This window comes from Ruegeria sp. C12 (assembly GCF_056537745.1).
The window spans coordinates 86,061-101,628 of the sequence record NZ_JBQFSA010000008.1 but is presented as its reverse complement, the minus strand read 5'-3'; the positions used below and the strand labels follow the sequence as shown (position 1 = coordinate 101,628).

Genomic DNA, 15,568 nt, shown 5'->3' with positions numbered 1-15,568 from the left:
ATCAATGGCAACGCCACACCCGATCCCGTCGCACCCGCGCCGCAGCACAGCTGCGGCGCCCGGCCCAACGCTGTGCGGTGCCGGAACGGCACAAACAGGGGCGGGAGCGCTACCCGGCTGGCAATTCCGAGTTTCGGACGACTTTTCCGATCCGCTCGATCATGAAATCCATGAACAGGCGCGCCTTGGGGTCCTGATGGCGGCGGTGTGTATAAAGGCACGCCATCTGCACCGGCACGGGCGGCGTATCCTGCGCGACGGCCACCAGACGACCCGCGCTTAGGTGATCGGCCACTTCAAACACCGGCTTCATGGCAATGCCCTGCCCGGACAGCGCCCAATCTGTCAGGACGTCTCCGTCGTCACATTCGAACCGGCCTGACACCGCATAGCGTTTCGGGCCGTCGGCGGTTTCCAGCATCCACTGAAACTCGGTCGCGCCGGGAAAGCGCAGGTTCAGGCATTCGTGTTTGTCCTTCACCAGATCAGCCCCCGTCGCAGGCATCCCCCGCCGCGTGACATAGTCAGGGGCGGCGCACAGCACGCGCTGGCAATCGGCGATTTTGCGGATGCGCAAGGTGCTGTCCTCGGGCTGACCGATGAAAAAGGCCAGATCCAACCCCTCGGTCGTAAGGTCAACGGATCGATCCGTCAGGCGCAAACGCACATCGATTTCGGGATATTCCGCCAGAAAATCAGGCACATGCGGGGCCAGCAACCGCCGCCCCACCCCCAGCGGAGCCGCCACGAACAGAGACCCACGCGGGGCTTCGGTCAGATGCGTCACCTGCGCTTCGGCCTCATCCACCGCATCCAGCACCGCCACCGCGCCGGGGTAAAACGCCTTGCCCTGCTCGGTCGGTGACAGGTTCCGCGTCGTGCGTTGAAACAGACGCACGCCTAGATGATCCTCAAGCTGAGAAATCCGGGCCGAGGTCACGGCGGGTGAAATCCGCAAATCGCGCCCGGCGGCGGACATGCTGCCCAGATCATAAACCCTGACGAAGGTGCGGATATTGTCGAGATAGGACATCTTATCGTTTTTTTTGATACAGTTTGACAATATACGGGAATACCGAAGAAAAGCCCGTTTGCCTAGTGTGGCGGCAACCAATCGGAGACCTCATTCATGTACGACTTTGCCGTGTTCTGGGACTGGATGGCATTTGCCGTGCGCTGGCTGCATGTGATCACGGCCATGGCGTGGATCGGATCGTCCTTCTACTTCATCGCGCTGGATCTGGGCCTGAACCGCAATATCCCCGGCCCTGCGGATGGCGAGGAATGGCAGGTGCATGGCGGCGGCTTCTACCACATTCAGAAATATCTGGTCGCGCCCGAGCGGATGCCCGACCACCTGACCTGGTTCAAATGGGAAAGCTATTCAACCTGGCTCAGCGGTGCGGCGCTATTGATGATCGTCTACTGGGTCGGCGGAGAACTATACCTGATCGACGCCGAAAAGGCCGATCTGGCACTGTGGCAAGGCATTCTGATCTCGGCAGCGTCCCTGACTATCGGATGGCTGGTCTATGACTTTCTGTGCAAATCCGGTCTGGGCGAGCGTCCAACCCTGTTGATGGTACTGCTGTTCGTCCTGCTGGTGGCTATGGGCTGGGGATACAACCAGATTTTCACCGGGCGCGCGATGATGCTGCATCTGGGGGCCTTTACCGCCACGATCATGACGGCCAACGTGTTCTTCATCATCATGCCGAACCAGCGCATCGTTGTGGATGACCTGAAGAACGGGCGCACACCCGACCCGAAATACGGCAAGATCGCCAAGCTGCGTTCGACCCACAACAACTATCTGACCCTGCCGGTTCTGTTCCTGATGCTGTCCAACCACTACCCGCTGGCCTTTGCGACCCAATACAACTGGATCATCGCCGCGCTGGTGTTCCTGATGGGCGTCACCATCCGGCACTATTTCAACACCCGCCACGCGCGTGCAGGCAACCCCACCTGGACCTGGCTGGCAACCGCCATGCTGTTCATCGCCATCATGTGGCTGTCGACCGCACCGATGTATGAACCGGTTGAAGAGGCCGAGGCGCAGCCGTTGACGCCCTATGAACAGAAATTCGCAGCAGCCGAAGGGTTTGAGCAGGCACACGACATCGTTCTGGGGCGCTGTTCCATGTGCCATGCACGTGAGCCGGTTTGGGAGGGCATCCTTTGGGCCCCCAAAGGCGTTTTGCTGGAAACCGAGGCGGATATTGCCCGCAACGCGCAGCAGATTTACCTGCAGGCCGGTGTGACCCATGCGATGCCGCCGGCCAATGTGACCTTTATGGAACCAGAAGATCGCGATGCCATCATCCGATGGGTCCGCAACGCCGGGCTGTAACGCGGTCACGGATCACGGCAATTCGGCGCATCGCGCGATTAACCCCTTCCCCCAAACGGTTTCAGATGCTCTAACTTGAATTCAAAGAGCCGTGTAGAAACACGGCACAAGAGATTTCGACTCGGGGGCAGTTGGAGCCAACTGATGCAGGGAAGCAAGCCGCGACGCGGTCTGAGATGCTGGCTATTGGGCGCTGTCGCCGCCCTTGCGCCAACAACGCTGGTTGCGTTGGAAACCACACTGACCGCCCCCGGAGCCCCCAAGGAAGTTGTCGAGCGCCTGAAAGAAACCTCTTCCGTCGCCACCGCCGAAGATCGCGGGCTGGACACGCCGCTGGAAATTCTGTCTGCCGCCCTGTCGGATTATCGGACGCTGGTGCAGATCCTATATGACGAGGGGTATTTCAGCCCGGTCGTCAGCATCAAACTGGACGGGCAGGAAGCAGCCGAGATGAGCTCGCTCACCGTTCCCAATCAGATCAACCGCGCGGTTATCACAGTGGAAACCGGCCCGACCTTCAAATTCGGCACGGCAATTGTGCAACCTCTGGCCCCCGACACGGTGCTGCCCGAGGAATTCGCCACCGGCAAGCTGGCCACCACGGGCGCGATCCAACAGGCGGCCTCGGCCGGTGTTCAGGCGTGGCGGGACGCGGGTCATGCCAAGGCAAGTGTGGCCGGGCAGCGAGTGATCGCGCGCCATGCTCAGGCGCGGCTGGATGCAGAGATTGATCTGGACCCGGACAGGCGACTGACTTTTGGCCAGATGTTCATCAAGGGCGACACCGATGTTCGCCACCGGTCGATCGAAAAGATCGCGGGCTTTCCCAGCGGCGAGGTCTATTCGCCCGCCAAAATCCAGAAAGTCGGCACGCGCCTGCGCCGCACCGGAACCTTCAACGTGGTGTCCCTGCAAGAGCGTGAGAAACCGAACCCAGATGGTACGCTGGATTTCGATGCGACCTTCGAAGACCTACCCAAACGCCGTCTGACCTTCGGTGTCGAGCTCGCATCCCGCGATGGTGTCGACGTCACCGCCACCTGGACCCACCGCAATGTCTTTCGCCGGGCCGAACGTCTGCGGTTCGAGGCCGCCCTGCGCAATATCGGCGGGGCCGAGGATCTGGACGGACGCATTGGCCTGCGACTGGATCAACCCGACCGGCTGGGCCCGGACGACAACACCTTCTGGAGCGCGCTGCTGGAGCGTCGAAACACCGACAATTACAACGTGACCGTGGCATCGCTGGCTTATGGTGCGCGGCGCACCTTTTCGGATCAGCTATACGCCGAAGCGTCGGCGGGCTTTCAATGGTCGAACGCAGATGATGCCTATGGTGACGGGCGCAAGTTCCGGTATTTTATCCTGCCATTCCGATCCGAATGGGATCAGCGCGACAGCAAGGTCAGTGCGACAAAAGGGTTTTATCTGGATTCGCAGGTCATGCCGTTTGTTGGGCTTTCGGGTACGGATACCGGCATCCGGCTGTTCTTTGACGGTCGCGCCTATACCAGCCTTGGAACCGGTGGCAGGCTGGTTCTGGCGGGTCGGGTCCAGCTGGGCTCGGTCATCGGGCCACCACCGGATGGGGTGACGCCGGACTTTCTGTTCTTCTCAGGCGGGGCCGGGACGGTGCGCGGGCAACCGTTTGAAAGCCTTGGCATTCCGGTCGGCACCGGCGTTGCGGGCGGCAAATCGTTCCTGGGCTTTTCGGGCGAGGTGCGCGGCAAGATCACCGACACCCTGTCGCTGGTCGGGTTTTATGACTACGGTATCGTAGACACGTCCTCATTCGTCGGCACCGGGGCCGAGGATCATGCCGGGGCTGGGCTTGGGGTCAGATATGATCTGGGCGGTTTTGGTCCGCTGCGCTTTGACCTCGCAGTGCCTGTTCAGGGCGACACGGGCGATGGGTTGCAATTCTATATCGGGATCGGACAGGCCTTTTGATACAGCGTCTTTCATACCCCGTTCTGGTCGTCACACTGACCTGCGCGCCGGTTGCGGCATACGCACAGGACGAAGGCGGCAGCATGATCGAGCGGTTCCTGCAGGACACGCTGTCGGGAGACGATCAGAACGTCACTGTAAAAGGCTTGGAAGGCGCGCTGAGTTCACGCGCAACGATAGAAGAGATCACGGTGGCCGATGACGAAGGCGTCTGGCTGACGATCAAAGGGGCGGAACTGGACTGGAACCGTCTTGCCCTGATCCGGGGCCGGTTTTCAGTCAACGCCCTGACCGCGCAAGAGATCGACGTGGCCCGCGCTCCGGGCACTACAACGACTGAAGCCCCACCCCCGTCAGCAGAAACCCAGCCGTTTCAATTGCCGGAATTGCCGGTCTCAATCGAAATCGGCGAGATTCGGATCGATGAGCTGGCCTTGGGCGAGCCCTTGATCGGCGTGGCCGCGGAACTGACGGTCACTGGCGACCTCTCGTTGGCGGACGGTACACTGGACACAAATCTCGACATTACAAGGCTGGACCGTGCAGGGGATGAGATCACGCTGGCGGCAGGGTTCCAGAACTCGAACAGTCAGATCGATCTGGATCTGAACGTGACCGAAGCCTCGGGCGGGTTGATCTCGACTGCGTTGAAAATCCCCGATAGCCCGCCCATTGGACTGACCGCCAAGGGATCAGGGCCGCTGACAGATTTCACCGCCGATATCGGACTGAGCAGCGACAACCAGCAACGGGTGGCCGGTCAGGTCAGGTTGCGTTCGGCAACGGCCGAGGATGAAACGGCCGAAGACGGGATTGCCTTCACTGCGGACCTAAGCGGTGATCTGACCCCCTTTGTCGCCGACGACATGGATGTATTCTTTGGTCACGACACGCGCCTGTTTGTCGACGGCAAAACACAGCCCGAGGGCGCATTGCAGATCAGCGATCTGGATTTCACGTCCCAGGCCCTGAATCTGGAAGGCGAATTGCAACTGGCGGCGGGTGGGACCTTGCAACTGGCCGCATTGCAGGGGCGCATATCACCGCCCAATGGGGAAACTGTTGTCTTGCCAGCCTCGGGCGGCGAAACTTCGATTGAAGCCGCTCAAATCTCGGCCCTGTTCGATCAGGCGAATGGCAATCTGTGGGACCTGAGTCTGACGGCCAACGCGTTCAAATCGCCTCAGATCAGTCTGGACCGGGCGCAGATCACCGCGCAGGGCACGCTGGAACAGGGCGACATCGTCAACGTCGATGGCGACGTGCAGGCGGCGCTGGACGGGCTTGACCTAGCAGACCCTGCGCTGAACACCGCGCTGGGGGGGCGGATCACGCTGGACGGGGTGTTCGACTATGGCAGCGATCAGTCGCTTGACCTGTCGGGGTTCGAGCTGGTGGGCTCGGACTATACGCTGGGCGTCGATGCGCTGATCAGCGGTTTGACCAGCGGGCTGGCCGTGGATGGCTCGGCCTCGCTGGACGCAACAGATCTGTCCCGGTTCTCTAATCTCGCGCAGTTGCAACTGGGCGGGCAGGCCTCGGCCCGGCTGGTGGGCAAAGGCTCACCGCTTGAGGGCAGCTTTGATGGCAAGCTAGAGGTCAAGGGCAGCGATCTGTCCACCGGGCGCGACGACATCGATCCGGTAATCCGGGGCGAGACAACAATCATAGTCGATGCCAAGCGCGGAGCCGATGGAATCACGCTGCGCGACTTTACCTTGATTGCGGATGCGGCACGGGCGCAGGCAAGCGGGACGGTCACAACCCCTGATGGCAACCTGTCAATCGACGGTCAGGCCAAACTGTCCGCGCGCGATCTGTCAGTTTTTTCCGGTCTGGCGAAACGCGAACTTGGCGGCTCGGTTCAGGCCAGCCTGCAAGGGGCCGGAACGGTTCAGACCCTTGAATTCGACGGCACAGCCAGTGTTACGGCACGCGACATCAAAACCGGGATGGCCGAGATTGACCCCCTTCTGAAAGGCGAAACCATTGTCGAATTCGAAGGGGCGTTGTCGCAAGATCAGATCACGATCCGCGAGGCAACGGTCAACGGGAATGCCGTGACGGCCCAAGTCGCGGCCACGATTGACGATCCAACCGGCGACATTGCTTTCGATGGCGCAACCAGCGCGTCTATTCCCGATCTGTCGCTGTTCTCGGGCCTTGCGGGCCGCGATCTGGCGGGGTCGGTCACCGCCAGTGTCCAAGGGAGCGGGGCCGCGAAAACGCCTCGGTTTGATGGTAAGGCCAGTATGACAAGCCGGGACATCAAAACCGGGATGGCGGATATCGATCCGCTTCTGACAGGGCAAACTTCGGTCGAGTTTGACGGGGCCGTGTCTGAGGATCAGATTACGATCCGCGAGGCCAAGGTCAACGGAAACGCCGTGACAGCCCAGGTCGCGGCCACGATTGACGATCCCACCGGAGATATTGCGGTTGATGGTACGGCCAGTGTGAATGTTCCCAACCTGTCCTTGTTCTCGGGCCTTGCAAGCCGCGATCTGGCGGGATCGGTCGAGGCGCAGCTTCAAGGCAAGGGCGCAGTAGGCAGCAAGGCCTTCGATGTGAACGGCAACGTCAAGGCAGATGGCATCCGCGCGGGGATCGAGCAGGTGGATGCGCTGCTGCAGGGGCGCACGACCCTGACCGTGGACGCCCTGAACGATGAGAACGGGTTGAACATCCGCACCTTCCGCCTGAAAGGAACGGCCCTTTCCGCCAATGCTTCGGGTCAGTTGAGCCGCGAGACCGGGGGGCTGAACTTTACCGCCGCCCTCGACGATCTGGGGCGGTTGTCGGAAACGCTCACCGGTCCGCTGAAACTGGACGGCAATGTTGCGCCGACCGGATCGGGGCTGGAAGGCACGGCCAATTTGCAGGGGCCCGACAGCTCTTACGCCAGCCTTGTCGGAACGGTCGATACCGATGGCTCTGCCGATCTGGACTTTGACGCCAAGCTCAACCGGATCGAGCGGTTTGTGCCCGACTTCCCCGGCACCATCGCGGCAACCGGCAATGCAAAGCGGTCAGACGGGGTCTGGACCATTGATGCCAAGGCAGAAGGACCTGCCGGGATCAACAGCACCGTGGCGGGGACATTCGACGAAACCGCCGGCACAGCTGATCTGAGGGCACAGGGCGGCGTCAACCTTGGCATCGCCAATATCTTCATCACACCGAACAAGATCGAAGGTGCGGCCCGGTTCGATCTGGCGCTGAAGGGCGCACCGGCGCTTGAGTCCCTAAGCGGGTCTATCACCACATCCGGAACGTCCTTTGCGATTCCAACTGCGAGACAGACGGTGACAGGGATCAGCGGGTCGGTCGATCTGGCGCAAAGCCGCGCCACCATCTCAATGAATGGCGGCATGCGCGCCGGTGGCGGGTTTACCGTGTCTGGCCCGGTCGATCTGACGCCGCCGTTCAACGCCCAAATCACCACCGCATTGAACAGCCTCGTGCTGACCGATCAACTGCTGTATGAGACCACGCTCAACGGTCAGATCGTCATGGCGGGGGCTTTGGCCGGAAACAGTTCCCTGTCCGGTCAGATCACGTTTGAGGAAACCAATATCAACCTCGCCGCCGCCTCGGGTGCCGTGGGTGCGGCACCGATCCCCGAGATTACGCATATCGGCGAAAGCCGCGCGCAATATGTCACCCGCGAAAGGGCGCAATTGGTGGTGAAAGAGGAAGCCGCCCAAAGCGACTCGCGCATTGCGCTGGATATCAGTCTGCTGGCCCCCAAAGCCGTCTTTGTGCGCGGGCGCGGCGTGAACGCGGAACTGGGTGGGCGGATTTTCATCGGAGGCACGACACGATCCGTTGTCCCCTCGGGCCAGATTGAACTGATCCGGGGTAATTTCGATATTTTGGGCCGCAGGCTGGCCCTGACCAAAGGGATCGTGACACTGCAAGGCGATCTGACCCCGTATATCGAGTTCGAATCGTCTGCCAGCACCTCGGATGGAACCGCCACGATTGAAATCGCCGGGCCGCTGGATTCCCCGGAAGTCGATGTATTCTCGGACCCCGAACGCCCCGCCGAAGAGGCGCTGGCCATGTTGTTGTTCGGCAACCGGTTCTCGGAACTCTCGCCGTTTATCATCGCGCAAATGGCGGCGTCGCTGGCGCAGCTCAGCGGTGCGGGCGGTGACGCCACCAAAGGGCTGCGCGACTCTACCGGCGTCGACACAATCGATATCGGCGCGACCGAGGGCGGCGCAGGTCGTCTAGGCGCGGGCGCGTATCTCAGCGACAACCTCTACACGGACTTCACCGTCAACACCGAGGGCGATACCGAGGTGAACCTGAACCTGGACGTGAATGATAACTTTACGGTCCGGGGCACGGTCGATGGCAGGGGCGAAACCGGCATAGGCCTGTTCTTCGAGCGCGATTACTAACGGCGAATACCGATTGAGCGACCGATCTGAGGGGCGCTCTCCAAGGTTTTGTGGTCTTCCACCATCCGCGCCAGGCGCGCAATGGCCCAATCCGGGTAAGCAACCGACCGCCCGGTCTGATGGCTGACATTCATGAACAGCGCCTCTTGCGTCGCGCAGACGGCGTTGTCTTCCTCTGAGATCATCTGAGCGAAATAGAGGCCGCGCTTGTGATCAGCGTCCAGCAATCGGAACCGAAAGTAGAACGGCGCGCCAGCGATCACCTCACGCAAAAAATGCAGATGGGCCTGCAGAATGTATGGCCCCTGCCCGTAGGCCTGTACCTGAGGTTCACCAAGCCCCAGATGTTCGACCAGCAGAACCTCGAAGGCATTGTCGAAGGCGACGCCGTAATAGCCCACATTCATATGGCCGTTATAGTCGATCCATTCCGGTTTCACGCCAAAGCCCCGGATTTCCACAGGGGTCGGGTAAGGTCCGTCATATCCGGACAGGGGGCTATTGGTCATCTCATGTCGTCTCCGCTGGGTCAGAATATGAGGCCGATAAACTTCCCGTCTGTCCAGTGTGGAAGTGCGTGACCACAACTCTGCGCTACCTACGTGGGATAAAATTCAATCCTTTCTCAAAAAGTAAAAAATCTGATTTCTATATGTGAAACGTGTCACTGAACCCAGAACCGGGTCGGCGCAAAAAAGGCTTCGAAATCAATACGGAGAGCCATTTATGAAAGCGGAAGAAGCCGAGAAAATCGTCGGGGCATTGAAAAACAAAAAGGCGAAAGTAAAGGCGATCGGAACCGAAGTGTCCGGGACCAAGGCAACCAAGTTGGAAAAGAAACTGCGCGACGGGTTGGAAGGCGCGTTGGGTGCCGACCTGTCCAAGGTCCGCGTTCACATCGGCGGGAATGCCGCCGATATCCGCAAAGAGCTAAAGGCAAAGGCCTTCACCAACGGAAACGACATTTACTTTGGCAAGGGTACGGATTCAAAGAACAACAAGTTGATTGCCCATGAAATCACTCATGTCGTGCAGCAGGCAAAAGGCAAGATGCCAAAACCCCAGAAAGGCAAGGTTCTGGTCTCGGGCTAATTCTTTCCGGTCGTGGGGAACAAAAACAGTGCAACCAAGGTCGGCTCTTGCTTGGGCCGACCTTGGTCGTTTCAGATGGCTTTCCTGCCTATTCCGCCGCGATAGCGTCTTCGATCTTTTCGACGCGAATGGCCGAGAACTTGAACTCGGGGATTTTACCGTAAGGGTCGATGGCCGAGTTGGTCAGGATATTCGCCGCCGCCTCGACATAGGCAAACGGGATGAACACCATATCTTCGGCAATCGCCCGGTCGGCCCGCACCATGATCTCAATCGAACCACGGCGCGTGGTCAGGCGGATCGTTTCGCCCGGCTCGATCCCCATCAGCTTTAGCTGACGCGGGTTCATCGAACAGTTCGCTTCCGGTTCCACGGCGTCCAGAACGGTGGCACGGCGGGTCATCGACCCCGTATGCCAATGCTCCAACTGACGGCCCGTGGTGGCGATCATCGGGTATTCGTCATCCGGCGCTTCATCCGGCGGGATGACACTGGCCGGGGTGAACCGCGCCCTGCCATCGGCACGGGGGAAGCCATCGCCGAACACAATCGCCTGCCCCGGATCGGTCTCTGACAGCGACGGGTAGGTGATGGTTTCGGTCTCAAGCCGCTCCCACGTGATGTTGTCCAGCGAGGCCATGGTAAGCTTCATCTCGGCAAAGACCTGAGACACATCGGTGTAATCCCAGTTCAACCCAATCCGCTGCGCCAGTTCTACCGTGATCTTCCAATCCTCGCGCGCTTCGCCCGGAGGGGTCACGGCGGGCCGCACCCGCTGCACCTGACGGTTGGTGTTCGACACCGTGCCGTTCTTTTCATACAGCGCCGAGGCGGGCAGGATGATATCGGCATAGTTCGCTGTTTCGGTCAGGAAAATGTCCTGCACGATCATCAGATCCAGCTTGGCCAGCGCATCGCGCGCGTGGTTCACATCCGGGTCGGACATGGCCGGGTTTTCGCCCATGATGTACATACCCTTGATGTTGCCCGCATAGGCTTGATCAATGATCTCGGTAACGGTCAGGCCCTTCTCGTTCGAAAAGTCATCCGAGTTCCAGACGTTGTTGAACTTGGCGCGAACGCCGTCATCCATCACCGACTGGTAATCCGGTAGGAACATCGGGATCAGGCCAGCGTCCGAGGCCCCCTGCACGTTGTTCTGCCCCCGCAGCGGATGCAGACCCGCGCCGGGTTTGCCGACATTGCCGGTCATCAACGCAAGACTGATCAGGCAGCGCGAGTTATCGGTGCCGTGAATGTGCTGGCTGACGCCCATACCCCAGAAGATCAGACCAGCTTTGGCCTGCGCAAAGGTGCGCGCCACGCGGCGCAACTGATCCGGTTCGATGCCGCAGATCGGGGCCATCGCCTCGGGCGTGAACTGGCGCAGATGTTCTTTCTCGGCCTCCCAGTTCTCGGTCCAGCGGTGGATGTACTGGCTGTCGTAGAGCTCCTCTTCGACGATCACGTTCATGATCGCGTTCAGCATCGAGACATCCGCCCCCGGACGGAATTGCAGCATCTCATCCGCAAACTTGCGCATGCCGACACCGCGTGGGTCCATCACGATCAGCTTGCCGCCGCGCTTGGTGAACTGCTTGAAATAGGTCGCGGCAACGGGGTGGTTTTCAATCGGGTTCGCCCCGATGATGATCGCCACATCCGCGTTTTCGATCTCGTTGAAGGTCGCGGTCACAGCGCCGGAACCCACGTTCTCGATCAGAGCCGCAACGGACGACGCGTGGCACAGACGGGTGCAGTGGTCGACGTTGTTGTGCTTGAAGCCCTGACGGATGAACTTCTGGAACAGATACGCCTCTTCATTGGTGCATTTAGCCGAACCAAAGCCCGCAACGCTGCGCGGGTCTTCGTTACGCAGGGCTTTCAGCTTCGAGGCCGCCAGATCCATCGCCTCTTCCCAGGTCGCTTCGCGGAAATGGGTGCCCAGATTGCCGGGATCGACGTTCAGCCCCTTTTCAGGCGCATCCTCGCGCCGGATCAGCGGTTTGGTCAGGCGGTGCGGGTGGTGGATATAGTCGAACCCAAACCGGCCTTTGACGCACAGACGGCCTTCGTTCGCGGGGCCGTTGATACCTTCGACATATTTGACCTTACCGTCCTTGACCTTCAGCGAGACCTTGCAGCCAACGCCGCAGAACGGGCAGACGCTTTCGGTCTCGGAATCGTAATCCTTGCTGTCGCCCTTTTGCTGATCGTCCAGCACGGTGGCAGGCATCAGGGCGCCGGTCGGGCAGGCCTGAACGCATTCGCCACAGGCCACACAGGTCGAATCCCCCATCGGATCGTTCTGGTCGAACACCACCTGCGCCGTATGCCCGCGACCGGCCATGCCAATCACGTCATTCACCTGCACTTCCCGGCAGGCACGGACGCAGAGGTTGCAGTTGATGCAGGCGTCCAGATTGACGCGCATTGCAACGTGGCTGTCGTCCAGCAGCGGGATTTTCTCGGCCTCTTTTGCCGGGAAACGGCTGTCTGAAACATCGTTCAGCTTGGCCATATCCCAGAAATGGCTTGAGGTGTCATGCGCCTCTTCGGGCTGGTCGGCGACCAGCAGTTCCATGACCATGGCGCGCGATTTCTCGGCGCGGTCGCTGTCGGTTTTCACGACCATGCCGTCCACCGCCGGACGGATGCACGAGGCGACCAACGTGCGCTCGCCTTCGACCTCGACCATACAGGCGCGGCAGTTGCCGTCGGGGCGATAGCCCGGCTGCGGCTTGTGGCACAGGTGCGGAATGGTGAACCCCTGCCCCTTGGCGGCTTCCCAGATGGTCCAGCCTTCGGGCACGGTGACGTCTTCGCCGTTCAGGTTGAAGGTGACGGTCTTGTTTGGGCTTGCATCAAGCATGGCTCTGTCTCCCTCAGATTTCATCAGCGAAATGTTTCATGACAAGGCGGATCGGGTTCGGGGCCGCCTGCCCCAGACCGCAGATCGAGGCGTCGCCCATGACCTGACACAGATCCTCCAGCAGGTCCTGATCCCACTTGTCCGCCTGCATCAGCTTCACTGCCTTTTCACAGCCCGCCCGGCAGGGCGTGCACTGGCCGCAGCTTTCATCTTCGAAGAAGCGCAGCATGTTCAGCGCCGCATCGCGGGCGGTGTCCTGATCGGACAGGACCACCACGGCGGCCGACCCGATAAAGGTGCCATGCGGTTGCAGCGTGTCGAAATCCAGCGGGATATCATCCATCGATGCGGGCAACAGGCCCGAGGACGGCCCACCCGGCTGATACGCCTTGAAGGTCTGCCCTTCGGCCATGCCACCGGCAGCCTCGATCACGTCCAGAATGGTCGAGCCCGCAGGCAGCAGGTAAACCCCCGGCTTCGCCACCCGGCCCGAGACCGAATAGCTGCGCAGGCCCTTACGGCCGTTCTTTTCCGTGCTGCTCAGGCATTTCGGCCCCTCGCGGCAAATTTTTGAGACCCAATACAGCGTCTCGACATTGTGCACCAAGGTCGGGCGATTAAAGACCCCAACCTGCGCCACGAACGGAGGACGGTGACGCGGCAGACCCTTTTTGCCCTCGATCGACTCGATCATCGCGGATTCTTCACCGCAGATATAGGCACCGGCACCGCGGCGCAGATCGATATAGCCTTTCTCGACAATCCCCGCATCTTCCAGCGCGGCGATTTCGCGGCGCAGGATCTCCAGCACCGCCGGATATTCGTCGCGCATGTAGATAAAGCAGGTCTCGGCCTCGACCGCCCAAGCGGCGATCAACATGCCTTCGAGGAAGACATGCGGCGTACGTTCCAGATAGTAACGGTCCTTGAACGTGCCCGGCTCGCCCTCGTCCCCGTTCACGGCCAGATAGCGCGGGCCTTCGTTCATGCGCACGAAACCCCATTTCTTGCCGGACGGGAAGCCAGCGCCGCCCAGACCACGCAGGCCCGAGGCCAGAACGTCCTCTTGCACCTTCTCCCAATCGCCGCTGTCGCGCAGGTCTTTCAGCTTGGCATAGCCGCCATTTTCGGCGTAGGCGGCAAAGGTTTCGTAGTCGGGCAGATGAGCGTGGGTGTCACCTGCCGCAATCGCCGCCTGCACCTTTTCGGGGGTGGCGCGGTCGATGTGGTTATGACCGATCTCAAGCACCGGAGCCGTGTCGCAGCGGCCCATGCAGGGCGCGCGCACCACGCGGACCTGCGACGCGTCCAAGCCGTCTTCCAGCGCCTTCTGCAACTGCTGGGCACCGGCCATTTCGCAGGACAGAGAATCGCAGACGCGGATGGTCAGCGCGGGCGGGGGCGTCTCGCCCTCTTTTACCACGTCGAAATGGGCGTAGAATGTAGCGGTCTCATAAATCTCGGCCTGTCCGATCCGCATCTCAACCGCCAGCGCGGCGATATGGTCGGCGCTGATATGGCCATGCGCATCCTGTATCAGATGCAGGAACTCGATCAGCAGGTCGCGACGGCGTGGGCGGTCGCCCAGCAGGCGTGTGATTTCCGCCTGTGCCTCATCCGTGAACTGACGGCCTTTGGGCGTGTGCCGCCCCTTGCCTTTACCTGACTTCCAGACGCCCTTGGGTGCGCCTGATGGCTTGGTGTCTAATGGTGCCATGATGCCCTCCGATTAAGGCTCGTGTCTCATCAGACTAGCATATCGTCAAATCGCTTGTCGCAATCGCACGATAACGACAGCTTATCACCGTAAAGACGTCACCACAGCGCGCAGGGCCTCGACCGTGGGCAGTTCCGGGTCGCGGGTCAGGGTCGCCAGACAAATCGGTTTGCTGACTACGGGATCGACCAAAGGCAACACGCGCGTCCCCCTCAGATCGCCCAGCGCCCGCACCAGAACGCGGGGGACAACGGTGGCCGCCAACCCCTCGCGCGCCATCACCATCGAGGCGGTGAAGCCGCTGGTCTCGGCCACCACATCCGGGTGCAGGCCCTGTTCGGCGAAAATCCGATCCAGAATGCGCCGGTTCTGCATCTGCGGCTCCAACAAGCTGAGCGGGAATTCGGCCACCTGCGCCCATGGGATCGGGCCGGTTTCATCCGTCATGTGAGACGGGACCAGCAAAACATAGGTCTCTTCATACAAGGGCTGCACCTGCCGCAGATCGGTGCCGATGCTGTCGCCATAGGTGATGCCCGCATCCAGACTGCCTTCGTCCAGCCGGTGCTGGATCGCGGTCGCGGACATGGTCTCGATCCGGGTTACAATTCGGGGATGAGCGTCCCGCAACCGCTTGACCAGACGCCCGGTGAAGGCAATCGCAGTCGGAATCACGCCGAGGATCAGCGTACCGGTGATCTCACCCTTGGCGGCTAGCACCTGCTGTTCCAATGCCTTGGTGTCGTCCAGAATGCGCCGCGCCCGCTGGACAATCATCTCGCCCTCTTCGGTCAATCCCTGAAACCGGTTGGCACGGCGGACGATTGACACACCCAGCCGGTCTTCGAGGTTGCGAATGCGCATCGAAAAGGCGGGCTGCGAAATCCCGCATTCCTCGGCCGCTTTGGCAAAATGGCGATGCCGTGCAAGGGCGCTGAGGAGTTGGAGGTCGCGGATTTCGATCATTTGGAGATGTCTCTGATACAAGGCCACCGGGTTTTACACGATACCGAAGTGGGGCGCACGCCTTTGTGCACGAACAAGAACTCAATAACCACATTCTGCTTGTCCTTAGCATATTCAAAAAGGGAGAGCGCGCGGTCGACAGGATCCAGCCTGCACTTACCGCTTTAATAAAATATAGTGGTTTCATAAGGTAAGGTGGAATGAATGAC

Annotated in this window: 9 protein-coding genes; 4 read left to right on the top strand and 5 right to left on the bottom strand. The window is 60.6% G+C overall.

All coding sequences use genetic code 11. The features are described 5' to 3' along the window. Positions 1 to 109: 109 nt before the first annotated feature. A complete protein-coding gene (locus ACR0C9_RS16000; RefSeq protein ID WP_480580134.1) occupies positions 110 to 1,033 on the bottom strand; it encodes a LysR family transcriptional regulator in 924 nt (307 codons plus the stop codon). A 96-nt stretch (positions 1,034 to 1,129) separates the two neighbouring features. Here ACR0C9_RS16000 and ACR0C9_RS15995 point away from each other — a divergent pair, with 96 nt between their 5' ends. The 3 genes from ACR0C9_RS15995 to ACR0C9_RS15985 all read left to right on the top strand — a co-directional run bounded on the left by ACR0C9_RS15995 (position 1,130) and on the right by ACR0C9_RS15985 (position 8,712). Continuing rightward, a complete protein-coding gene (locus ACR0C9_RS15995) occupies positions 1,130 to 2,353 on the top strand; it encodes a urate hydroxylase PuuD (protein ID WP_170623801.1) in 1,224 nt (407 codons plus the stop codon). 144 nt (positions 2,354 to 2,497) lie between these two features. Further along, complete coding sequence (locus ACR0C9_RS15990; RefSeq protein ID WP_170520482.1) at positions 2,498 to 4,303, top strand: BamA/TamA family outer membrane protein; 1,806 nt, start codon at positions 2,498 to 2,500, stop codon at positions 4,301 to 4,303. Then, positions 4,303 to 8,712, top strand: a complete 4,410-nt coding sequence (locus ACR0C9_RS15985) for a translocation/assembly module TamB domain-containing protein (RefSeq protein ID WP_480781547.1) — start codon at positions 4,303 to 4,305, stop codon at positions 8,710 to 8,712. Before ACR0C9_RS15990 ends, ACR0C9_RS15985 begins: the two co-directional genes overlap by 1 nt. Here ACR0C9_RS15985 and ACR0C9_RS15980 read toward each other — a convergent pair. Next, on the bottom strand, positions 8,709 to 9,221 hold the full coding sequence (locus ACR0C9_RS15980; RefSeq protein WP_170454379.1) for a thioesterase family protein: 513 nt from the start codon (positions 9,219 to 9,221) through the stop codon (positions 8,709 to 8,711). The genes ACR0C9_RS15985 and ACR0C9_RS15980 overlap by 4 nt on opposite strands. Positions 9,222 to 9,438: 217 nt before the next feature. Here ACR0C9_RS15980 and ACR0C9_RS15975 point away from each other — a divergent pair, with 217 nt between their 5' ends. After that, positions 9,439 to 9,804: an eCIS core domain-containing protein gene (locus ACR0C9_RS15975; RefSeq protein WP_170454381.1), complete on the top strand. Its 366-nt coding sequence runs from the start codon at positions 9,439 to 9,441 to the stop codon at positions 9,802 to 9,804. A gap of 88 nt (positions 9,805 to 9,892) precedes the next feature. Here ACR0C9_RS15975 and fdhF read toward each other — a convergent pair whose 3' ends face one another. The 3 genes from fdhF to ACR0C9_RS15960 form a co-directional block, all read right to left on the bottom strand. Then, positions 9,893 to 12,676 carry a formate dehydrogenase subunit alpha gene (gene fdhF, locus ACR0C9_RS15970; protein ID WP_480781452.1) on the bottom strand — a complete coding sequence of 928 codons (2,784 nt, stop codon included), beginning with the start codon at positions 12,674 to 12,676 and terminating at the stop codon, positions 9,893 to 9,895. Between the two features lie 13 nt (positions 12,677 to 12,689). Then, the gene (locus ACR0C9_RS15965) at positions 12,690 to 14,393 is read right to left on the bottom strand and encodes an NAD(P)H-dependent oxidoreductase subunit E (protein WP_480781451.1); all 1,704 of its coding nucleotides are present in this window, start codon (positions 14,391 to 14,393) and stop codon (positions 12,690 to 12,692) included. 84 nt (positions 14,394 to 14,477) lie between these two features. After that, on the bottom strand, positions 14,478 to 15,359 hold the full coding sequence (locus ACR0C9_RS15960; protein ID WP_170520472.1) for a LysR family transcriptional regulator: 882 nt from the start codon (positions 15,357 to 15,359) through the stop codon (positions 14,478 to 14,480). Positions 15,360 to 15,568: the final 209 nt, after the last annotated feature.